The organism is Paraburkholderia sp. GAS348 (assembly GCF_050434205.1).
Taxonomy (GTDB): Bacteria; Pseudomonadota; Gammaproteobacteria; order Burkholderiales; family Burkholderiaceae; genus Paraburkholderia.
The window spans coordinates 176,690-198,434 of sequence record NZ_JBNPVT010000009.1 but is presented as its reverse complement, the minus strand read 5'-3'; the positions used below and the strand labels follow the sequence as shown (position 1 = coordinate 198,434).

At 62.0% G+C, this 21,745-nt stretch carries 17 protein-coding genes and 4 pseudogenes; 11 read left to right on the top strand and 10 right to left on the bottom strand.

Annotation, left to right across the window (positions count from 1 at the left end; all coding sequences use genetic code 11):
- The first annotated feature begins 37 nt into the window (after nt 1–37).
- The 4 genes from P3T22_RS17900 (at nt 38) to P3T22_RS17885 (ending at nt 4,048) form a co-directional block, all read left to right on the top strand.
- Nucleotides 38–1,105, top strand: coding sequence for an FUSC family protein (locus P3T22_RS17900; protein ID WP_429325656.1), 1,068 nt, complete (start codon nt 38–40; stop codon nt 1,103–1,105).
- Nucleotides 1,106–1,225: 120 nt separating this feature from the next.
- Entirely contained in the window at nt 1,226–1,909 is a 684-nt protein-coding gene (locus P3T22_RS17895) for a response regulator transcription factor (protein WP_429325655.1), read from the top strand.
- A 68-nt stretch (nt 1,910–1,977) separates the two neighbouring features.
- A complete protein-coding gene (locus P3T22_RS17890) occupies nt 1,978–3,309 on the top strand; it encodes a sensor histidine kinase (protein WP_429325709.1) in 1,332 nt (443 codons plus the stop codon).
- 106 nt (nt 3,310–3,415) lie between these two features.
- Complete coding sequence (locus P3T22_RS17885) at nt 3,416–4,048, top strand: winged helix-turn-helix transcriptional regulator (protein WP_429325654.1); 633 nt, start codon at nt 3,416–3,418, stop codon at nt 4,046–4,048.
- A 193-nt stretch (nt 4,049–4,241) separates the two neighbouring features.
- Here P3T22_RS17885 and P3T22_RS17880 read toward each other — a convergent pair.
- From P3T22_RS17880 to P3T22_RS17850, 7 genes and pseudogenes are all read right to left on the bottom strand, one after another.
- Nucleotides 4,242–4,382 (bottom strand): annotated as a pseudogene (locus P3T22_RS17880) (CoA transferase); the annotation flags it as partial.
- Nucleotides 4,383–4,683: 301 nt separating this feature from the next.
- Nucleotides 4,684–4,938 carry a DUF4148 domain-containing protein gene (locus tag P3T22_RS17875; RefSeq protein WP_429325653.1) on the bottom strand — a complete coding sequence of 85 codons (255 nt, stop codon included), beginning with the start codon at nt 4,936–4,938 and terminating at the stop codon, nt 4,684–4,686.
- Between the two features lie 213 nt (nt 4,939–5,151).
- Nucleotides 5,152–6,582 (bottom strand): efflux transporter outer membrane subunit, encoded by a 1,431-nt coding sequence (locus tag P3T22_RS17870; RefSeq protein WP_429325652.1) that lies wholly within the window; start codon nt 6,580–6,582, stop codon nt 5,152–5,154.
- The gene (locus P3T22_RS17865; RefSeq protein ID WP_429325651.1) at nt 6,575–7,792 is read right to left on the bottom strand and encodes an efflux RND transporter periplasmic adaptor subunit; all 1,218 of its coding nucleotides are present in this window, start codon (nt 7,790–7,792) and stop codon (nt 6,575–6,577) included. The genes P3T22_RS17870 and P3T22_RS17865 overlap by 8 nt, the downstream gene beginning before the upstream one ends.
- Nucleotides 7,782–11,015: an efflux RND transporter permease subunit gene (locus P3T22_RS17860; protein ID WP_429325650.1), complete on the bottom strand. Its 3,234-nt coding sequence runs from the start codon at nt 11,013–11,015 to the stop codon at nt 7,782–7,784. Before P3T22_RS17860 ends, P3T22_RS17865 begins: the two co-directional genes overlap by 11 nt.
- A 66-nt stretch (nt 11,016–11,081) precedes the next feature.
- Nucleotides 11,082–11,987 carry a LysR family transcriptional regulator gene (locus P3T22_RS17855; RefSeq protein WP_429325708.1) on the bottom strand — a complete coding sequence of 302 codons (906 nt, stop codon included), beginning with the start codon at nt 11,985–11,987 and terminating at the stop codon, nt 11,082–11,084.
- Nucleotides 11,988–12,164: 177 nt separating this feature from the next.
- Nucleotides 12,165–12,371 (bottom strand): annotated as a pseudogene (locus P3T22_RS17850) (IS110 family transposase); the annotation flags it as partial.
- 139 nt (nt 12,372–12,510) lie between these two features.
- Between P3T22_RS17850 and P3T22_RS17845 the strand changes: the two are divergent.
- The 4 genes and pseudogenes from P3T22_RS17845 to P3T22_RS17830 all read left to right on the top strand — a co-directional run.
- Nucleotides 12,511–12,756, top strand: coding sequence for a DUF4148 domain-containing protein (locus P3T22_RS17845; protein ID WP_429325649.1), 246 nt, complete (start codon nt 12,511–12,513; stop codon nt 12,754–12,756).
- 201 nt (nt 12,757–12,957) lie between these two features.
- Nucleotides 12,958–13,381: pseudogene (locus P3T22_RS17840) on the top strand (DDE-type integrase/transposase/recombinase).
- Nucleotides 13,382–13,653: 272 nt separating this feature from the next.
- Nucleotides 13,654–14,433, top strand: a complete 780-nt coding sequence (locus P3T22_RS17835; RefSeq protein ID WP_429325648.1) for an alpha/beta fold hydrolase — start codon at nt 13,654–13,656, stop codon at nt 14,431–14,433.
- Between the two features lie 98 nt (nt 14,434–14,531).
- Nucleotides 14,532–15,050 (top strand): annotated as a pseudogene (locus P3T22_RS17830) (IS1634 family transposase); the annotation flags it as partial.
- A gap of 35 nt (nt 15,051–15,085) precedes the next feature.
- Here P3T22_RS17830 and P3T22_RS17825 read toward each other — a convergent pair.
- The 3 genes from P3T22_RS17825 to P3T22_RS17815 are packed head-to-tail and all read right to left on the bottom strand — an operon-like array spanning nt 15,086 to nt 18,507.
- Nucleotides 15,086–16,453: an MFS transporter gene (locus tag P3T22_RS17825; RefSeq protein ID WP_429325647.1), complete on the bottom strand. Its 1,368-nt coding sequence runs from the start codon at nt 16,451–16,453 to the stop codon at nt 15,086–15,088.
- 48 nt (nt 16,454–16,501) lie between these two features.
- A complete protein-coding gene (locus P3T22_RS17820; protein ID WP_429325646.1) occupies nt 16,502–17,341 on the bottom strand; it encodes an FAS1-like dehydratase domain-containing protein in 840 nt (279 codons plus the stop codon).
- Nucleotides 17,338–18,507, bottom strand: a complete 1,170-nt coding sequence (locus tag P3T22_RS17815; RefSeq protein ID WP_429325645.1) for a CaiB/BaiF CoA transferase family protein — start codon at nt 18,505–18,507, stop codon at nt 17,338–17,340. The genes P3T22_RS17820 and P3T22_RS17815 overlap by 4 nt, the downstream gene beginning before the upstream one ends.
- 137 nt (nt 18,508–18,644) lie before the next feature.
- Here P3T22_RS17815 and P3T22_RS17810 point away from each other — a divergent pair, with 137 nt between their 5' ends.
- The 3 genes from P3T22_RS17810 (at nt 18,645) to P3T22_RS17800 (ending at nt 21,718) form a co-directional block, all read left to right on the top strand.
- Nucleotides 18,645–19,568, top strand: a complete 924-nt coding sequence (locus P3T22_RS17810) for a LysR family transcriptional regulator (RefSeq protein WP_429325644.1) — start codon at nt 18,645–18,647, stop codon at nt 19,566–19,568.
- Nucleotides 19,569–19,854: 286 nt separating this feature from the next.
- Nucleotides 19,855–20,757, top strand: coding sequence for a LysR family transcriptional regulator (locus P3T22_RS17805; protein WP_429325643.1), 903 nt, complete (start codon nt 19,855–19,857; stop codon nt 20,755–20,757).
- 127 nt (nt 20,758–20,884) lie between these two features.
- Nucleotides 20,885–21,718 carry an aldolase/citrate lyase family protein gene (locus tag P3T22_RS17800; RefSeq protein ID WP_429325642.1) on the top strand — a complete coding sequence of 278 codons (834 nt, stop codon included), beginning with the start codon at nt 20,885–20,887 and terminating at the stop codon, nt 21,716–21,718.
- Nucleotides 21,719–21,745: the final 27 nt, after the last annotated feature.

Here is a 21,745-nt window from a genome sequence, read left to right as displayed (position 1 = left end):
GCCCGATGGACAAGCACAGCGTGGCCGGAGAGCAACTATGAGCAGCGAACGTCTCTCCATGGTTTCGTCGCTCTCGCGCCGCGTCGAAACCGTGATTGATGGTCGGGCGTTGGGTCGCGCCATGTTTGCGCTCGTCCCGCTGCTCGTGCTCGCACTCGTATCAGGCAGACCCGGGTGGCTCGCCGCTGCAATCGTGCCGGTCGCGATGCTCATCGCACTCGACCACTCGCAGCTTGCGCCGCTCGGCGTCTTCGCGCACGCTTTGGCGATAAGCGCGGGCTTCGTGATCCTGACGGCGTCGCTCGCGCACCCACTGCTCTTTGTCGTAGCCACAGTCCTGTTGGGCATGGGATCCGTGCTGGTGACCGCGGGCGGCAGTGCCTTGCGCTCGCTCGGCAACTTCACGTTTATTCCCTCGCTGTATCTTGCCTGCGAAAGTGGGGAAGGGGTCACGCGGCAGGCGCTTATCAACCGGAGCGTTGAGATTCTGCCGTTCCTGTTGATAGCGGCGTTGCCGATCCTGCTCGTTGCGTCAGTCGAGCACTTCCGCTCGCGTGAAGCTGGCCAGCCGACTCTTGCGCATTTCGCAAAGTGGACTCGCCTCTCCCCAAACAGCGAGCGCAACGCATATATCGAGTTGGTGATCACCGTCGCGCTCGCGGTCGCTTGTGCTGCCGTACTTGTCGAATGGCGACACGTCGACAATGGTCAGTGGATGATCTGGTCGGCCGCCAGCGTCGTTACCGGAAATGCGGCAAGCGCCCGGCAGAAGTTTCGCAACCGGCTGACCGGGGCCGTCATCGGCGTGTCCTTCGGCGTGGTCGTCGGATTGATGATCCCTCATGCGTTGTTTATGCGTGTGTTAGTTGTGTTCGCCGCAATGCTGACGCTCATTTGCATTCGTCCGTACACGCTCGCATTCGGGGTCCGGTGCGCCTGTGCGGCAATCGCGTTTGTGTTGGCGGGAAAACCGTGGATTTTTGGAGGCGAGCGCCTGCTGAACGTGGCAGTCGGTAGCGCCATTGGGCTGCTGTGTGCGCTCACGGCAGCCGCCATTGCGGCGCACATGAAAGACACGTGCCGCTCGACGTGTGACTCCCCATGATCCCGGCAAAACCGAGCGGGACTGCGCAGTCGCCTCTGATTAAGGGCGCACGAGGATATTCGCAGATTCGGTGTTTTGGATAATTGTACCGGCGAATTTCGCTGGCTGAGGAAGCGCGACATGTCGAGAGTGCTTACGATCGAAGACGATGAAATTACCGCTAGCGATATCGCAGTTGAGTTGCGGAAACGCGGTTTCAGCGTCGATTGGGTCAACAACGGACGCGAAGGAATTGCGCGGGCAATGAGCGATGAGTACGACATCATCACGCTCGACCGCATGCTGCCCGGCGTGGACGGCCTGACCATTGTGACTGCCATGCGCAGCGTGGGCGTGCACACACCTGTGCTGATGCTCAGCGCGCTAGGCGACGTTGATGAACGCATTCGCGGCTTGCGTGCGGGTGGCGATGATTACCTGACGAAACCGTTCGACCTGGCCGAAATGGCGGCTCGTCTGGAGGTGCTGCTGCGTCGGCAGCAGGCGCCGGCAGGTCAGACGGAGACGACGCTGCGCGTTGGTGCTCTCGAGCTCGACCTCATCGCCCGCAAGGTGAGGCGCGGCAACGAGGAAATTGCGCTGTTGCAGACCGAGTACCGCGTGCTGGAGTTCATGATGCGGCATGCGGGCAGAACGATCACGCGCACGATGTTGTTCGAGGCAGTATGGGGTTACCACTTCGATCCGGGTTCGAAGCTCATCGATGTTCATATCGGACGCTTGCGCAAAAAGATCGATCCGCTCGACGCGACACCGTTGATTCGGACTGTTCGTGGTGTCGGCTTCGTCCTGAGCGCGAATTGAGAGAGATCACTTCGCTAGCGCAAACCGTCGCGTTTGCGCGACACTGGCACTCGACGTCCGTGCGGCTGCTGCTTCTCCATGCGGCTATCTTTTCGCTGTCGGTCATGGTGTTGCTTGGACTGATCGGCTGGGCCGTCACGGGCAACATGGAGCGCGAGACGGACGCCATCATGTACTGGCAATTGGTCTACTTCGACTCCGTGGCGGACAGCGACTTAAGCGCGGTCGTACGCATGCGGGTCGAACGCGAGCGCATGCACACCAACTACTACGGCCTCTTTACGTCGGACCACCGTTATCTCGCAGGCGACGTGATGGCGCTACCGCCGCAGTTGCCGGGCGATGGCAGTTCGATGACCATTCGCCGGTCACTCAAGGTTGCCGGAGCGGAGCATCCCCCCGTCGTGCGCGTGAAGGTGGAGCGGCGCGCGGACGGCAGTATCCTCGTAGTCGCGCGGGACATTAGCCAGGAGTTGGAGATCCGCAATACGATCATCAACGCACTCATCGCCGGCGGATTGCTCTGTCTTGGCGCGGGACTGGCGGGGGCGCTCGGATTGAGCGTGCGTCAGATGCGCCGCGTTGCGCAGATCCGCCGTGTGACCCAACGCATTTCGCAAGGCGATCTTGCCGAGCGCCTGCCGATTGGCGGGCGCGACGAGGTGGACATGCTCGCACATCTCGTCAATCACATGCTAGGAGAAGTCGAGCGTTTGATGAACGAGGTTAAAAGAGCATGCGACGGTATCGCTCACGACTTGCGAACGCCGCTCACCCACGTTTGCACGCTGCTCGCACGCATCGAGGAACATGCAGGCCGCTTAGATGACGAACTGCTGGCAAAGCTTGTCATCCAGGCGCGGGGGGAGACGGACGCGCTGCTCGAGCGGTTTCGCGCCATGCTTCGCATTTCGGAGATCGGGTCCATGAAACGGCAGGGCGGATTCGGCGAAGTCCGGCTCGAAGAGCTTGTCCGGGAGGTGGGGGAACTGTACGAGCCGCTCGCGGACGATGGCTCGACGGCACTGTCAGTTGAGGTGACGCCGGTTGAGCCAATACGCGGTGACCGCGCGCTGCTTTTCGAGATGCTCACGAACGTGGTGAGCAATGCCGTCAAGTTCACCCCTCCGGGTGGCGCGATCCGCATCGCGCTCACGAGCGTGCCTGGCGGGGCGCGGATCGAGGTGGTCGACAACGGGCCCGGCATCCCCGAGGATGAGCGCCAGGCTGTGCTTCAGCCTTTTTACAGGGCAAAGAACGCCAGTCAGGTCGTCGGCTCGGGGCTGGGCCTGAGCATCGTTTCCGCAGTCCTTCGCGTCCACGACTTTTCAATGCGAACAACCGATGCGAAACCTGGTACACGAGTGACAATCGACTGTTGGCCGAAAGCGCTGGCGTGACGAGAAGACGTGGACATTTTCGGAATTTGCCCCCTTTATGCGCATATTGTTCATACCCTGTCGGCATCCCCATTCAGCGTGGCTCTTCAAGGCGCTTGAGGAGAGCGTGCATAGCCTGCAGCGTGCCGAGGATTTGCCAGACGGCATCCTGCTGGCGGCGCAGGAAGTGTTCGACGCCATCGTTGCCACGGCACTCGATCCTCAGAGTCACGGCGCACTGATCGCCGGACTGAGCGCCTTGGCGAGGGCAGCTGGCCCAGCGGCGGTCGTCACGATACTCCGTCAATCGGCGCCGGCCGAGCGTGTTCGCATTCTCCACGCCGGTGCGGCGGCCTGCTTCTGCCTGCCATTGTCGTTCATCGAGTTGCACGAGCGGCTGCATGCACTACATCGTTCAAGCGAAGCGCGACTCGTGCAGTCGCAGATCGCACAGCACAGACTGAAGCTGGATCTGGTCTCACATGCGCTCATTGCGGGCGAAGAGCGTCTCGCGGTGACTCGACGTGAATGTCTCGTTCTCGAGTGCTTGATTCGCCACCTCAATTCGCCCGTCCCGCGTGATCAGTTGATTCGTTATGCGTGGTCGGATACCGAGTATGTCGGCCCTTCGATCGTCAATCTTGCCGTTACTCGATTGCGCCAAAAGCTCGAACTTCGTCTGCCGTGGGTGCATATTGAAACCATGAAGCGTTATGGCTATCAGCTAACCATGAGCACGGAGCGCCAGTCGGCGGCATAGCCGCGTCAAACGGTTGATGCGTAGCCGGCGGGCACGTCTTAATACCGGGCAGCGCCGTTACCGCTCGACTTCTGAAATACCGGGCGCAGTAGTCAGCGGGGCCGCCACATCCACTGGATGCGTTGTTGCCGGATGTTGCGCATGCAGCGAGCAACGAGCAAGCCGAAACGGCGGACACCGCGCAGATAGCCGCCCGCTCAATCTTGATGACCCTCGCGCCCATCTCCGCGAGCCGAGCGGTGCACAGCGGCGCAGCCAGCACCTGTTCGATGGAAACAACCAGAAGCCCATCCAGCGGTCTCGGCGATGACGCGCCGTTCGCAAACCCATTCATTTCGATGCCTCCCTTTGAGGATTACCAAATCGCAATGACCTGGCAATCCCGATTGCGAGTGTTGAGGCGTCGTATGCGTGGCACCGGCATAAGCGGCACGTCCGGCATTTCCGGGGATGCGCCGCGACTGCTCAACTGCCAAAGTAGGGGACGCAGTAGGTCGGCGGGCCGACACATCCATCGGCCGGTTTTGTGCCAGGCGTTGCACACGCCGCGAGCAGCAAGCCCGTTGAAACTGCCGTCGCGACGTAAATCGCAATGCGTTTTAGCCAATTACGTTGCTTCATGGGATTTAGATACCTTATGGATGCGCATAGATGGTCGAGTTGAGGGTGGCTAGCTGGCCGTCACGCTCCGCTTTCACCAGTTCGTTATAGACCTGAGCACGCGTCTTTGATAAGGTTGCCTGGCTATGCGGGGCGACCCATTGGTCGGCATCGTTCGACGCGATTTGCGGGCTGCCATTCGTAGTCTGTGCAGGCGATGGTGTCTGCGCGAAGGCTGAAACGCAGGTCGAGCCGGCAACGAGGGCGAGAGCGAAAAATAGGTGTTTCATTTCAATTAACCTCACACGATAAAAAAGCAAAGATGTCGAAATAAGTATGACTGAATAAATTAGGATATCGGCTGCTTATAAGTATGCGCAAGCCAAGGTATCGGAACTGCTATAAAACGGTAAAAGAAAATTTAATGAATTGCCGCAGCGCGGATCGGCGAAATTTCCCCGGCAGTAGGACGCCGTATCCGTGCTCGCACACAACGAGCGTTTCTACGGGGACGTGTTCACAACGCGGCTCGGCACATTCCACCCGCCGCCCAGCGCCTCGATAAGGCCGACCGTTGCTCCCAAACGTCGAGTTTGAAGCGAGAGCGTGACGAGCTGCGTCTGCAGCTCGGTGGTCTGAGCGGTGACGACGTCGAGATAGCTGACGACGCCATCGCGGTACTGAGACATCGACAGATCCAACGTGCGCCTGGCCGCGTCGAGCGCTTCGTTTTCCCGCGTTGCCTCGTCGCCAAGATGGTGCTCGAGCGCGAGGTTGTCTTCCACTTGCTGGATGGCCTCGATCACGGTCGCCCGATAGCTCGCGCCATACTCCGCCCATTGCGCGCGCGCTTCGTCTGTTTTCGCGCGCCGCAGTCCGCCGTCAAAGAGCGGCATCATCAAGCTCGGCCCGAGCGTCCACATCGTCTCCGGCGCAGCGAACCACGGCGAGAGCGTGTCGCTTTGAAATCCGCCCGCGAGTCCGAGCGAGAGATCGGGGAAATAGGCAGCCCGTGCAACGCCGATTCGTGCATTCGCCGCCGCCACGCGACGTTCGGCCGCCGCGACGTCGGGTCGCCGCTCGAGCAGCGTCCCCGGCATGCCGGTAGGAACGGAAGGGATGTACGGCAACGCAGTGCTCGCGGCAATTGAGAATGTCGACGGCGACGTGCCTGTCAGCGCGGCAATGGCATGCTCCTCGAGCGCGCGTCGTGCCTTGACATCCTCGGCCTGCGCTTGTGCCGCGGCAAGCTGTGTCTGTGCGCGAGAAACGTCGAGGTCGGACGCGATACCGCCGGCGCGGCGGCTCTCGGTCAACTGCAACGCACGCTGATAAGTGTCTATCGTGTCGGCGAGCACCTGGGCTTGCTCGTCGAGGCCGCGCAGGCGGAAATACGCTTCAGCGAGGCTTGCCTGCAGGCTCAGGCGCAAGGAGGCGAGATCGTCAGCCGCGGCCTCGCTCTGCGCTTTGCCGGCCGCAACCGCATTGCGGACCTTGCCCCATAGGTCGACGTCGTAATCAAACACGAGTTGTGCGATGTTCGCGCCGTAATACGAAGGCTGCATGGCCCCGCGAAGCGGACGTCGATCCGATTGCCGATTGGTGGTCGCCTGCGCGTCGGCACCGAGCGTCGGATAGAGACCGGACTCCTCTTGTCGCACGTATGCCACCGCTTCGTCGTGGCGCGCGATCGCTGCCTGCACGTCGGGATTGGCGGTGGCCACGAGTGGTTCGAGGCGGTCGAGCTCGGGGTCGTGATAAATCTTCCACCACGCGTCGCGCTCGATGCGATCGGACGGCTGCGCAACCTGCCAACTGCCGGCTTCCTTGTAGGCCGCCGGAATCGTTGTCGACGGCGCATGGTAGGCGGGGGCGAACGAACAGCCGCCAAGCCAGGCAGCCGCGACGGCGGTCATGATCCTGCGCTTAACCATGAGCGGACTCGGTCTGATTGTGATCCGCCACCGCCGCCCGGTGCATGAGCGTCGGGCTTGGTGAGGCAACCCGAACCCGGTCACCGGCGCTGAGCGAGTCAGGGGGATTGGCGATGACGCGATCGGTGACACTCAGCCCTGAGTCGAGCTCGACTTGCGTGCCCAGGTCGGTCTTCACCGACACGGGCTTGAGCTCGGCACGGCCGTCCTGATCGACCACGGCCACTTGCAGACCTTGTTGGCGGAATATGAGTGCACTCGCCGGAACCAGCATCGAATGGGAATTCGCAGGGAGCGTGAACTTCACCTTGGTGTAATCGCCGGGAATCAGCAAGCCCGAGCTATTGTCGACCATCAATTGCACGAGCAGTGTCCCCGAGGACTGCGTGATCGAATCATCGGTGTTGTCGAGCGTCGCATTGAACGTCATGCCCGGGTGCTCGGGGACCGTCAAGGTCGCGCTCAGGCCGGGCTTGATGTCGGACGCGTAACTCTGCGGCACATTCACGTAGACGCGCAGACGATGCTCGTCGGACACCGCGAAGAGCTCCGGACGGTTGCCGCCGCCCGCGTCGATGAGATTGCCAATGTCGGTCGTGCGCGCCGTCACCACGCCGTCGAACGGCGCGATGATGCGCTTGAACGATTCAAGCGCCTCGAGACGCTTTACGTTCGCCTGGTTGGCGGCGACGGCCGCCTGCTTCGCTGAAAGGTCGCTCGTTTTCTCATCAGTGACCTGCTGCGAAACCGAGCCTTCCTGATTCATTTTTTGCCAGCGGGCCGCAGTCACGGCGGCCAGCTTCTCGTTGGCGATCGAACTTTGCAGGTCGGCTTTGGCCTGTTCCAGTTGCTGATCGAGATCAGGCGTATCGATCAGGCCCAGCAGTTGCCCCGCTTTGACATGCGTGCCGATATCGGTGTACCACGCATGCAGGTAGCCCGATACGCGCGCATAGATCGGCGCATTGACGAACGCCGCGAGATGTCCTGGCAGAACGAGCGGCTGTGTCGCAGCCGATTGCGACGGCGGTGCGGCGACGACAGTCGGCACCGCCTGCTCGGCGGACCATTGCGCGAGTTGCGTGTGTGCATGCAGGCGGCTGACGATGCCGCTTGCCGCGATGCCGGCCGCCACGAGAAGCGCGGCGAGGCCGACGAGTTTCAGATGCGGCAAGCGCTTGTTGTGGGCGATCTCGATTTCACTGGACACGAATAGCTCCTGATTCCGAAGGGGATGCCGAAGGCGTCGCCGCACCGCGGCTATGCACAAGGCTGAAGATGACAGGGACGAAGACGAGCGTCGCAAAGGTCGCGCAAATCAGGCCGCCGATCACGGCGCGGCCGAGCGGCGCGTTTTGCTGGCCGCCATCACCGAGGCCGAGCGCCATCGGTCCCATACCGATGATCATGGCGAGGGCCGTCATCAGCACGGGGCGGAAGCGCGTGAATCCGGCTTCGAGTGCAGCGACGAGCGCGTCGCCCGTTGCGGCGAGCCGCTCGCGCGCAAAGCTCACGACGAGAATGCTGTTGGCCGTGGCGACGCCCATGCAGAGGATCGCCCCCGTGAGCGCAGGGACAGACAACGGCGTATGGGTCGTGAAGAGCATCCACACGATGCCGGCAAGGGCCGCGGGCAGCGCGGATACGATCACGAGCGCGTCGCTCCAGGAGTGAAAGTTGACGACGATGAGCAGATAGATCAGGACGATGGCGCCGGCGAGCCCGAGCAACAGACCCGTGAACGCCGTGTTCATCGTCGGCACCTGGCCGCGCACGGTGACGATCGAGCCCTTCGGCAAATCCTTTGCGGTCGCATGGATGATCTTCCGGATGTCGCTTGCGACGGCGCCCAGGTCGCGCCCTTGCGGGGTCGCGAAGATGTCGAGGTCGGGTTCGATGTTGTAGTGCGAGACGACATTCGGCTCGATGCCGCGGTCGATCGTTGCAATGCCGCCGAGAAGCTGAGGCGCTCCATTCGGTCCCGTCACCTGCAGATTCTCGAGGTCGGAGAGCGAGGTCATCTGGTATTGCGGTGTCTGGGCGACGATCGCGTACGACACGCCGTTGCGATGATCGAGCCAGTACGTCGGCTGAACCTGGCTCGTACCCGAGAGCACCGCCACGACCGAGTTCGTAACGTCTTTCTCCGTGATGCCGACCTCGTCGGCGCGCGTGCGGTCGACGTTGATCGTAAAGGACGGTACGGTCGACGCTTGCTGGAGTCGTGCGTCGGCAAGGCCGGGCACGTAGCGCATCCGTCGCAGTAGCGCTTGCGCGTAGCGCACGTCGCCTTTCTGGTCGACGCCCGACACCTGAACGTCGATCGGCGCCGGCGCACCGAAGTTGAGAATCTGGCTCACGATGTCGGCCGGTAGGAACGCGAACGTCGTGCCTGGAAACGCGCGTGGCAGTGTCTCGCGCAATCTGCGCACGTACTCGGCTGTCGGTGCATGGCCTTCGTTCAGGGAGATCATGATGTCACCGTCCTGCGCGCCCGTCGTCCCGGTGTTGTCATAAGTCAGGTTGATGCCGCTTACGGGCAACCCGATGTTATCGACAATGCTTGCGAGTTGACGCGGCGGAATCGTCGCACGCACCGCATGTTCGACGCGGTCGAACAGGGCGGCCGTGTCCTCGACGCGGGTACCGAGCGGCGCGCGGACGTGAATCAGGATTTCGCCGGCGTCGATGTCAGGGAAGAAATTACGGCCGAGCCACGGCACGAGGAGGAGCGTCGCCGCGACGGCAACGAAGAACCCGGCGACAAGGCGCTTTGGATGCGCCAGCGCAAGGCCCAGTGCGATGTGATAGACAGAGCGCACCCGCTCGAACCGCGCCTCGAAGCCGCGCTGAAAACGTACGAGCGGATTGTGCGAATGGGCCGCACCCGGGTGGCCACCATGCGGAGCCATCTCAGCCGCAAGCTCGCTCGACGCGTGACCGCCCGATACGTGTGGACGCAACAGGTACTGTGCCATCATCGGCACGAAGGTCCGGGACAGAACGAAGGACGAGACCATCGCGAAGATGACCGATTCGGCCATCGGCACAAACAGAAACCGCGAAATTCCGCTCAGGGAGAACATCGGCACGAAGACGATGCAGATACAAAGCAGCGAAACCAAGGCCGGCGTGACGATTTGTGCCCCACCATCGAGGATCGCCGTTCGCACGTCTTTGCCTTGTTCGAGGTGCCAATTGATGTTCTCGATCGTCACTGTCGCATCGTCGACGAGAATCCCCACTGCCAGTGCCAGTCCGCCAAGCGTCATGACGTTGAGCGTCTCGCCGATCGCCGACAGTTCCGCGATTGCCGCCAGCACGGCGAGGGGAATGGACGAGGCAATGATGACCGTCGAGCGCCAGCTTCCGAGAAAGAGCAGGATCATCAGCGAGGTCAGCGCCGCCGCGATGATGCCTTCGCGCGCAACGCCGCTGATCGCCCCTTTCACGAAGGTCGACTGATCTCCCATGGTCACGATCCGTAAGTCTGGCGGGAGGGTCGCTTGGATGCGTGGCAGCTTTGCCTTCACGCCCGCGATGATGTCGAGCGTCGAAGCCGAGCCGTTCTTCATGACGTTGATCAGCACCGCGCGGTGACCGTCGAGACGGACGACGTTCGTCTGCGGCGGATTGCCGTCCCGCACATGGCCGACGTCGCGGATGTAGATCGTCGTTCCGTTGACCGACTTGATCGGCAACGAATTGAGTTCGTCTATGGACAAGGGGCTGTCGTTGAGCTTGATGTCGTATTCGAACGGACCGATCTTCTGCGTCCCGGCGGGAATGATCTGATTCTGCTGGGCGAGCGCGTTGGCAACGTCCTGCGCGGAGAGGCCTTTGGACTGCAGCGCCTGCGGGTCGAGGTCGATCTGCACCTCGCGCGTCTTGCCGCCGTAGGGAGTCGGAATCGCAACGCCGGGCACGCTCAAAAGCTGCGGCCGGATGAAGTTCGTCGCGTAGTCCGCCAGCTTTTGCTCGTCGAGCGTATCGCTCGTCAGAGCGAGTTGCAGCACGGCTACCGTGGAAGCGTTGTAGTTGAGAATCAGCGGCGGCGTTGTGCCCGGCGGCATCTGCTTCAACACGGTCTGCGAGAGCGAGGTGACCTGCGCCGTTGCGGTGCGGATATCGACAGTCGGTTGAAAGAAGATCTTGACGACCCCGTAACCGTCGAACGACTGCGACTCGATGTGTTCGACGTCGTTGACGGTTGTGCCTAGCTGCCGCTCGTAATAGGTAACGATGCGGCCGGCCATATCGTCGGGCGGTAGCCCGGTGTAGCTCCAGACGACGGCGATGACGGGGATCCGGATGTCGGGAAAAATATCCGTCGGTGTTTTCAGCGCCGAAAGCGGACCGGCGATCAGAATCAGTATCGCCAGCACGATGAAGGTGTAGGGCCGGACGAGCGCCAGCCGGACTAGCTTTAGCATTGGTAGAGGTTCTCTCTCATGCGGACGCCGGCGCAGTCGGGCGCCAGGCGCGGACTTCGTTGACGGTTACGCGACAGCGCGCAGGGAAACGGCGTTTTCGGGCGTTCGATAATGAGCGACCGTGTAGTCGATGAACGTGCGCACCTTGCGCGGGAGGTTGGAGGGACCCGAATAGAGCAGCGAAAAGTGGCGCGGCCCTCCATTGACCTCGAATTTCTGCAGCAGCCTCACCAACGCCCCGGACCGGATGTCCTCCCTGACGAGCGAGGCCGGCAGCAGCGCGATGCCCATGTGATTGAGTGCCGCTTCGCGCACGAGCAGGCTGTTCGTCGTGGTCATGCCGCTGCCCAGGCCGACGCGATATACGCCGCTGGCGACGGCGAACTCCCATGCGCGTGTCGCGCCGTCCGTGATCGCCAACAGACAGTGTCCAACGAGTGAAGGCGGATCTGTGGGGGTCCCCCGACGGCCGAGGTACGTCGGCGAAGCGACGACGATTTCCTCAACGACGGTAAGGTGTCGGCTGACGAGCGTCGAGCTCGCGGAATGCCGATCTTCGAAGAAGCAGACGTCGAATCCGCCTTCCACGAAGTAAATGCGCGTGTCGAACGTCGTGACGTCGAAGTCGACGCGAGGATGCACCGCCTGATAGCCCGCGAGCAGTTCGGCGAGCCCGGACGCAACGAAGCCCGTTGGCGCGGCGACGCGCAGCGTGCCCCTCACTTCGCGACTCGCCTGCAAAAGAGAGGATTCGAGCTCCTCGAGCTGCTCGATGAGAGAGCAGCAACCTTTAAAATAGCCTTTGCCGATTTCAGTCAATGACAGGCTGCGGGTGTTGCGGTTAAGCAGGCGCGTGTTCATGTGTGCCTCGAGCATGCTGACGCAACGGGTCACGGCGGCGGTGGACATGCCGCCCTGCCTCGCGGCCATCGTAAAGCTCCCGAGTTCGACAACCCGCGTAAAGACCCGCATCGCTTGTAGCTGGTTCATATGCGTATGCCATGAGTTGAAGGATGTCTCGCATACTCCGCTAACGCGGCCAAACGGACACCTTCGACTCGGTAAATCTTTTTTCAATCTGCGCTCTGCGTCCTATTCCCGCGAACGTCCGCCATCCAATCCAGGGTCAAATAATGACTGTGCTGGGACCTCGTGCTCAACGCTTGGACCGTACACCGCCGACATGTCGCCCATACGCAGCGCCCGCACCAGTTTGATCGCGTCGCGTCGATCAGTCTTCACCCGTTCTCCCGGCTTTTTGGGAAGCAATGAAGGTGCGCACACCATGCACTCGAACCCATTCTCGATCAGTTGTCGACATAGCCCGTAACCGCATGGACCGGCTTCATAGACCACCACCAGGGATTAAAAAATTCGTAACTTCGCCGTACCGTTGGCGTTACCCCCACCTCTTTAAGCTTCTTCTTACCGGAACACGCATGGCTCACCGCCACAGCGCCCGGATCGTCCAACCTCGATAGCAGAAGGAGTTGTCATGAAAGTCATCAAGATCGCCGCTTTGCTCGGCATGGTCGTCACCACCTCGGCCTTCGCCCAGTCCAACACCACGGCTGCCGATACGTCCGCTTCGGTCGCAGCGTCACAAACCGGCGCATGGGTGCCACCGCAAGGCGAAGCCAACGTGCCCAAGACGCGCGCGCAGGTCTATGCCGAACTCGTCCAGGCCGAGAAGGACGGCCAACTCGCCTACCTCAACAGCACGATTTACCGGAATCCGTGAGTGCGTCCCAAGGCGGTCCGAGTGACGGCGCAGGCACCTGGTCCCACCGGACACATGGCGCCTGCCCGGCATCGGCACATCGCGCGAAGCGGTACAGGCGTCCTCATGCCTGAGATCCGAATTCAGGCCGTGGGAGGAATATGAAGTCCGTCTACTACGGGATGTTCGCGTTCGCCTTGATTTCGACCGCATCCGTCCTCTATGCAAACGAGCTCAAAGACGCGTGCTATAGCCTCTCTTCGTGGCTCACGAAGAGCTGGGATCGCCAAGGTTTTGAAACGGCTGCACTATCCATTAGACGTGATCTTGCAGGGCGTGCGATGGTACGTGGCCTACTCCCTGAGTCTGCGCAATCTCGAGGAAATGATCGCTGAACGCGATCAATGCTGACCGGGAGACGCCCGTCAAAATCCGGCAAAACAAGTATCTGAACAACCTTGTTGAACAGGACCATCGTGCCATCAAACGCATCATCAAACCCATGATGGGCTTCAAGGACTTTTGTTGCGCCCGCATCATCCTGTCGGGCATCGAGGTGATGCATATGATCAGGAAGGCACAGATGAAAACGGCGAAGGGAATCTCTCCGTCGGCGCCAGAGCAGTTTTACTCATTGGTCATATAAGACATCCTAACAAGATCCCCTTGTTTTGCCGCTCTTTTCTTATTGCGACTCAACCCGACATCATCGCAAGCCGAATAACAGGGCGCTTGCTACAGAAACCATATCTTCCTAACCGACTATTTTGCACCAACGCCATATTGACCACATAAGAATTTCGTACCATTGAATATTGATTTGGAGTCCGTGTTGCCTCATTCGAGAGGGAATGTGTGCGCTGTCTCAGTGGTTGTGTGTTATCCCGAAACCAGCTTTTACTGAAGGAGAATCAGACTATGACGATGAACAGACGTAGTTTCTCGGCTGCCCTGATAGCCGGAGCCGCCGCCTCACTCGTTTCTACCCGCGGTATGGCGGCGACTCAACCGCCGACGAAAGCGCGGAACGTCGTCCTTTTGCACGGGTTGTTCGCCGATGGGTCGTCCTGGTCAGAAGTGATCCCGCGATTGCAAGCAGCGGGACTCAATACCACGTCTGTCCAGAACCCGCTGACGACGTTGCCTGACGCCGTTGCTTCGGCCCAACGCGTGCTGGCGCGCCAGGACGGCCCGACCGTATTGGTCGGGCATTCCTTCTCCGGGATGATCGTGACGGAGGCTGGTGTGCACCCGAACGTTTCTGCAGTTGTTTATGTGGCAGCTCGGGCGCCTGACGCGGGCGAGGATTACTCGGAGCTGGCCAGGAAATTTCCTGCGCCACCGGCGTCTGCGGGGATTGTTTTCGACGGCGATGAAGGTCGTTTGAGCGAGGCCGCGTTCCTTCGCGATTTCGCGGGCGATCTACCGGAGGCGAAGGCGAAGGTTCTCTATGCAGTGCAAGAGCCGTTTCACAAGGAGCTGCTAACCGGCAAGACCACGCAGGCTGCCTGGCGGTCAAAGCCGAGTTTTTACTCTGTTTCGACTGAAGACAGGACAATTAACCCCGACCTCGAACGTTTCATGGCGAAGCGCATGGGTGCTACGACCGTCGAGTTAAAAGCAAGCCATCTCTCGCTGATTTCTCATCCCGACGAAATCACCCAGCTAATCCTGGAAGCAGCGGGGCAGGTTAGTTAAAGAAGCCAGAAGGTTCTGGTTCGTCGCAGGATTGAATTGTCTCAAGCGTCACTTGCAGCGTGCAGGGGGTGACGTGCCATCGCGGGGCTGTTTCAATGGCGCGTCTTTATCAGGCAGTCTGCGGAGCGAAGCTCGCATCGATCGTCATGGTTGATCTGAAATCGGGCCTGTTCACCTGCGACATCGATGAACGTGCACTGACCCGCGCCCGCATGATGGACGGAACGCTGATCCTCGTGACCAATGTGCCGGAACTCACCCCGATCGACGTCGTGAAGCGCTACAAGTCTCTGGCTGATATCGAACGGGGCTTCCGCGTACTGAAGTCCGAAATCGAGATCGGCCCGGTGTTCCATCGCCTGCCCAACCGGATTCGTGCACACGCGATGATCTGCTTTCTGGCGCTCGTGCTGTATCGCGTGATGCGCATGCGTCTGAAGGCGCGCGACGAAGCCTGCTCGCCCAAGCGCGCGCTGGAAATCGAGCGTCGCATCCAGTTTCATCAGGTCGTCCTTCATCGGCGCCAAAGCGCAACCGGCCTGTCCACACTGACTCCTGAACAGAAAGAACTCTTCGAAGCCCTAAACCTGCCGATACCGACAATCCGTAGCTTGTAGTGGCAAATTTGCACCGTCGGGTTCAGCACAATCGATCACTTAGACGAAGATCTGTCGAACTCGGGGGGGCGATTGGGACGTCCGAGGAAGAACGAAGCGCAGGCGCTTACGAACGACATGGCCGCGAGGAATGCGGCCACGGCGTAGCCGCTATGAAAGGTCTGATAGAGCCACAGCGAGATCAGCGGGGCGGGGCCGCCGGCAATGATCGAAGCGCCCTGATAGCCGAGCGACGCGCCGGTATACCGGATGTGCGCCGGGAAGCATTCGGCAATGTAGGCCGCCTCGCTGCCGTAGATGGCGGCGTGGATGATCATCAGCACCACCATGGCGATGACAACGACCGCGTGTGCTCGCGTATCAAGCATGGCGAAATACGGAAACGCGAACAAGGTCATGCAGACGCAGGCGGAAAGGAAGGTCCGGCGCCTGCCGATGCGGTCGGAAACATAGCCGAAGAAAGGCAGAGCGAAGCATGCCACGATCGCGGCGATGAGGACCGCGTTGAGGACGAACTCGCGCCCAAGCCCCAACTCCTGCGACCCGTACAGGACGACGAAAGTCGTGAGCATATAGAACGCCGCCTGTTCGCCAGGGCGAATGAGCGCGCAGAGCAGAATGGCGCGCCACTGGGTACGAAAGGCTTCTGCGATAGGCGTCTCCCTCCGCCCGACGCGGCTGGCAACGGCGCGATTCGCTTCGAGGAATTCGCGCGTTTCGGGCACGCCGAAACGAATCACGAGTCCGATCACGAGCAATACGCCGCTGATCCAGAACGGAATTCGCCAGCCGAAGTCGAGCAGATGGTCGCCCGTGGCGCGTGCGCAGCCGCTCCAGACGAGAACCGACACCACGAGGCCGAGCGGCACGCCGATGTGGGGCAGGCTGGCCATGAAGCCGCGCCGCTCGCCGTGATGCGATTCCATGGTAAGCAGCACGGCGCCACCCCATTCGCCACCGACGCCGATCCCCTGCAGGAAGCGAAGTGCGACGAGGAGCCATGGCGCGAGCGCGCCAATCGCACCGTCGGCGGGCAGGCAGCCGACCAGGAACGTGGCGAGGCCCATCACGAGCAGCGTGGCGATCAGCGTCGACTTGCGGCCGACGCGGTCGCCCATGTGCCCGAATAGCGCGGCGCCCAGCGGGCGCGATAAGAACCCGACGAAGATCGTCGCAAACGAAGCGAGGAGTCCTGCCGATGATCCGTGCGCAAAGAACAGCTTCGGGAATACGAGTGCCGCTGCGGTGCCGTAGATGAAGAAGTCGTACCACTCGATCGTGGTGCCGATCACGCCCGCAAGCGCCGCGCGCCGCTCGATACGGCGCGCGGAGGTGCGCGTCTCAGCCTCTTCGCCCGACACCGCGCCGGGGACCGCCGCCCTCATGGTGGCTCTGCCTGTCATACCTGTCTCCTTGATGTTTTTGTGAAAGGTGAACTGCGAGGACCTACGTCAGAAAGTGGCGCTTGCCTGCATCGAGACGCGTTCCTCGGATAGCGCAGTCCAGAGTTCGAGGTGTTCGCCTTGGCGCACGCCGTTCAGTGTCAGGGCATTGCCGAGAATGGCGGGCTGAACGCCGCGATAATCGAACGTTGCCAGCGGCTTGCCGGCAATGCGCTGCGCAAGGCCAGCCAGTAGCGTCGCATTCAGTGGACCATGGATGACCAGGTCAGGGTAACCTTCCACCTCTCGACAGTAGTCCTGATCGTAGTGGATGCGGTGCCCGTTGAAGGTGAGCGCGGAATAGCGAAAGAGCGTCGTGGAAGTTGCGACGAAGGTCTCGCGATGCTCGCCCGGTGCGCGCCGGACTTCCTGGCGCGCCGGGCCGCCCGGCGACACTTCCTTGTAGACGATGTCGTGCTCTTCCGAAACGGCGACTTTTCCGCCGCGTGCGATCTCGTGCTGTACCGTGACGAAGACGAGTTCGCCCGAGCGACCCTGTTTGTGCTCGACCGCGAGGATCGTCGAGCGTTTTTCGACCGTGGCACCGAGGGGCAATGCGTCGAGAAAGCGGACGCGGCCGCCGGCCCACATCCGGTTCGGTAGCGGCACTGGGGGCAGAAAACCGCCGCGTTGCGGATGGCCGTCGCGGCCGAGGCGCCCGGGCGGCAGGCCCTCAAGGAAATAGAGCCAATGCCACAGCGGTGGCAGCGGTGCGCCTGTGACGAGGTCCTCGGCACCGCGACCGATCGTGGCGGCCATCAGGCGGGCGTGGCGGACATCGAGCACGTCTTCGTCCACGATGGTCTTGCCCACCCATTCGCGCAGCTTGGTAATGTCGGCCTGACTCATGCGCCTGCCTCCTCGGTTTCGGCCGCGAACTCCTCGCGAATGCGCGCGGTGTGTTCGCCAAGCTTCGGCGCGGGTTGGAAGCGCTGCGCGTCCCAGGGGGCGCGCACGGGCGGTGCGACCATCTGCAACTCCACGTCGTCGCCGGCCATCGGCCACGTGCGCAGCGCGGGGTGCGTGGTCATGTCGGCGACCTGGCGCAACTGGCCGTAGGCGATGTTGGCGTCGCCGAGCAGCGAGAGTGCTTCATCGAGCGCCTTCGTGCGGAACGCGTCGCCGATCAGCGCATCCAGCGCTTTGCGGTTTTGCACGCGCGCATTGTTGGTCGCAAATCGCACGTCGCTGGCGATCTCGCGATTGCCGAGGAACACCTCGCAGAAGTTGCCCCATTCACGGTCGTTCTGGATGCTGATCACGATGTCACGTCCCTCGCTCGTGCGATACGCCCCGTAGGGGGCGATCGACGGGTGCTTGAGGCCTTGCGGCGCCGGTGCGCCCTTGCCGTAGCGCTCGTGGACGTAGGGCACGGTCATCCAGTCGGCGGCACCGTCGAAGAGCGAGACCGAAACGCCCGAGCCTTGGCCTGTGCGATCGCGCAGCGTGAGCGCGGAGAGCACAGCAATCGTTGCGTTCATGCCGGCGCCGATGTCGCAGATCGAAACGCCGATACGGCCCGGCGCATCGGGCGCGCCGCTAACGCTCACGAGGCCGCTTTCGCATTGCACGAGAAAGTCGTAGGCCTTGAGCTTGCTCGTCTCGCTGCCCGTTCCGTAACCGGTGATGTCGCAGGTGATGAGCTGCGGATGCTGCTCGCGGAGGGTCGAGCTATCGAAGCCTGCTCGCGAGAGCGCGCCGGGTGCGAGGTTCTGCACGAAGATGTCGGCCTCGGCAATGAGGCGACGCAGGAGCGCGGCGTCGTCGGTCAGCTTGAAGTCGAGCACGACCGACTCCTTGCCGCGGTTGGTCCAGAGGAAATAGGAAGAGTTGCCGTTCGCGGCCGCGTCGTAGCCGCGGGCGAAATCTCCCTCGGGGCGCTCGATCTTGATGACGCGTGCGCCCATTTCGGCAAGACGGCACGTGCAAAGGGGGGCCGCGAGCGCTTGCTCGATGGCCACGACCGTGACCCCGGCAAGCGGCAGCGGGTGTTCAGTTGAAGTCTGGCGATTCATGGATCGTCTCCGCAATTTTTGACTGGTCGCAGTGAGTATTGCGGTTCGGTCCGAATAGATACATCGAGATAATTCAAACGAAGCGTTTGTCAAAACCGAATGCTGGCGGCAGAATCGTCTTTCCTGCGGAGGTGCTGATGCGCTATGAACTGACGGATCTGGAAGTTTTCCTGGCGGTTGCCGAGGAAGGGAGCGTGACGCGCGGCGCGGATCGCTGCCACCTCGCGCCTTCGTCGGTAAGCCTGAGAATCAAGGGCCTGGAAGACGTGGTTGGCGCACCCTTGCTGGTGCGGCTCGCGCGCGGCGTGATGCCGACGCCCGCCGGGCGTATCGTAATGGAGCACGCCCGGCGCTGCGTCGCGCAACTGGAGCAGATGAACGCGGATCTGTTGCCGTTTTCGAATGGTCTGGTGGGGCACGTGACGCTGTTCGCCAACAACAATGCGATCAGCTCTTATCTGCCCGACGATCTCGCGTGCTTTTTCTCGCGCTATCCGAACGTGCGGATTTCGCTGGAGGAGCGCCTGAGCCACGACATCGTGGCGGCCGTGGCTTCGGGCCGCGCCGACCTCGGCGTGGTGGCGCTGGAGGCCAACCATCCCGAGTTGGATTTTCATCGGTATCGCGAGGACGAACTCGTGGTGGTCACCGCGCGCGACAGCGATATCGCCGCGAGGGGAGAGATCGGCTTCGGGGAGTGCCTGGAGCGCCCGTTCATCAGCCTCCAGCCGGGTGCGGCACTTCACACGTTCCTGATGAATCACGCGAGCTCGCTGGGCGGGCGCCTGGACGTGCGCGTGCAGGTGTCGAGCTATGGGGCGATCGTGAAACTAGTTGCATCTGGTGCCGGAATTGGCATCGTCGCGCGCTCGGCCATCGAGAGCGACTCAGGCAGCAACGTCGTGGTGCTCAAGCTCGCGGAACCCTGGGCTCGCCGCGACCTGCGCGTATGCGTATTGCGCAACACACCAGTATTAAATCCGTTTCGGGACCGCTTGCGCGAAGTGCTGACGGACACGGGGGCGTTGCCGCCTGAGGGCGCGGCGCACCACAAGACTTAGCGCGAGACGACGCTCCAGCACTTGGAGATCACCAACGTGCAGCTCGTGTGGGACAACTCCGCGTGCACCGGTGCCCTCCAGGCGGCGCAGTGCCGGGCCGCTTGTAAGCTACGGTCAATTGAACAAAAAAGAAGAGTGGTTGAAGGGAGGGAAAGGCTATCTGCGTGTCACGTCGAGGCACGCGGCGCACAATGGACATGCGTTCGTAAAGCCAGGTATGCTTCTCGCAGGCGAGCCTCGTGGCCCGTCCATTCGAGTCCAGGCTCACTTCCCGGTGTGTTATCCCATGCATTTTGGCCTTGTCGACCTTCAAACCTTCGTTGCCGTCGCCGAAGCTGGCAGCCTTACGCACGGCGCAGCCCGCGTCAGCCTCTCGCTCGCGGCGGTCAGTGCGCGTATCCGGCAGATGGAGGAGGCGGTAGGTGTGCCGCTGCTGGAGCGTCGGCCTCACGGCATACGCGTCACGGAGGCGGGGCAGACCTTCCTGCGCCACGCGCGGGCCACCCTCGGCGCGCTACAACGCATGACGGACGACCTCGCACAGTTCTCCCAGGGGATGCGGGGGACCATCCGCATCCTCTCGAACACGAATGCACTTGTCGAGACGCTGCCTGGCCCGCTTAGCCGCTTTCTCTGCGACAACCCCAACATCAACATCGAAATCGAGCAGCGTCCGAGCGATGAGATCATCGCGGCCATTGCGGAAGGAGTGGCCGATATCGGCATCATCGCTTCGCCGCCCGAGGGCGTGGCGCTCACGACGTTTCCCTTTGCCACCGACCGCCTGTGCGCGGTTGTGCCCGCAGTCGACGAACGTTTCGCGCTGCAGCGGGAAATCGCCTTTGCCGATCTTATCGAAGCCGATTTCGTTGGTCACGAACGCGGCTCGTCGATTCAGGTGTTCCTCGAAAATCAGGCGAAGCGGCTGCATCGCACCTTGCGGCACCGCATCCAGCTTGGCAACTTCGCGTCGATTTGCCGCCTGGTCGAAAACGGCGTGGGCGTCGCGGTACTCCCTGAGTCGGCGGCGCGGCGGTTTCAACGCTCGATGCGGGTGCGTCTGCTGCGCATCACCGACGCGTGGGCCGTGCGCAAGATCCTGATCTGCGTAAGCGACCTCGAGCGGCTGCCTTCCTCCACCCGGCGGCTCGTCGAACATCTCGTGCGCCTTGGCGCCGCCACCGGCTGATAAAAAAGCACAAGTAGCGCCGGTTTCGGTTCGGGTTGAGTCTGGCTTCGCCAATCAGCGATTGTTCAGGAGCCGATGGGGACAGAGAATGAACCCCGTTGGCAATCGAACTTCTGGAGGTGAAGCAATGAATGCTCGCGACGTCGAGACGAAAACCCGGTCCTGGCTGTTCACTCCTGCGACGCGCCCCGAGCGTTTCGCCAAAGCCGGCCCGGCGGGGGCCGATGTGCTGATCGTGGATCTGGAGGACGCCGTACGTCCCGAAGAAAAGACCATCGCCCGCCGCCAGTTGGGCAACCTGCTCAGCCAGCCGTTCAGTTCTACCGCCGCGCTCGCGGTGCGCATCAATACGCCGAACTCGCGCAGCGGTCTGGATGACCTGGCCGCGCTGCTCGACGCGGCATTTCAACCGGCTTTCATCGTGATCCCCAAGGTGGAGGCCGCGCAAACGGTCCTGCAGGTCGAAGCGCTGCTGCGCGAAGTCGCGAGCGACGCACGCGTGGTACCGCTGGTGGAATCGCGCCAGGGCGTCGTGGTGTTGCCGGAGTTGCTTGCCACGGCCTCGCGTGTCGCGGCGGTCATGTTCGGCGCGGGGGACTATGCCGGGGACGTTGGCGTGCAGCCTGCGTCGTTCGCGCTTTCCGTCGCACGCGTGCAGATTTCGGCCGCCTGCGTGGCGAGCGGCATACGCGCCATCGACGCGCCATGCTTCGAGATCAACAATAGCGCCGCACTCGAGCACGAAATCGGGTTTGCCGCCGCGAACGGGTTCGACGGCAAGGCGGCCATCCATCCTTCCCACATCGGACCCATCAACGCGGCCATGACACCGGACGCCGCAAAGATCGACTGGGCGCACCGCGTGATCGAGGCCGCACGAGAAGGTGCGGCGGTGGTCGATGGCCGTATGGTCGACGAGGCGATCGCCCGTGAGGCACGGCGCGTTCTGTCGCGTGCCTAGGCGCTCTTTTTTCAATTTCAACCAGGA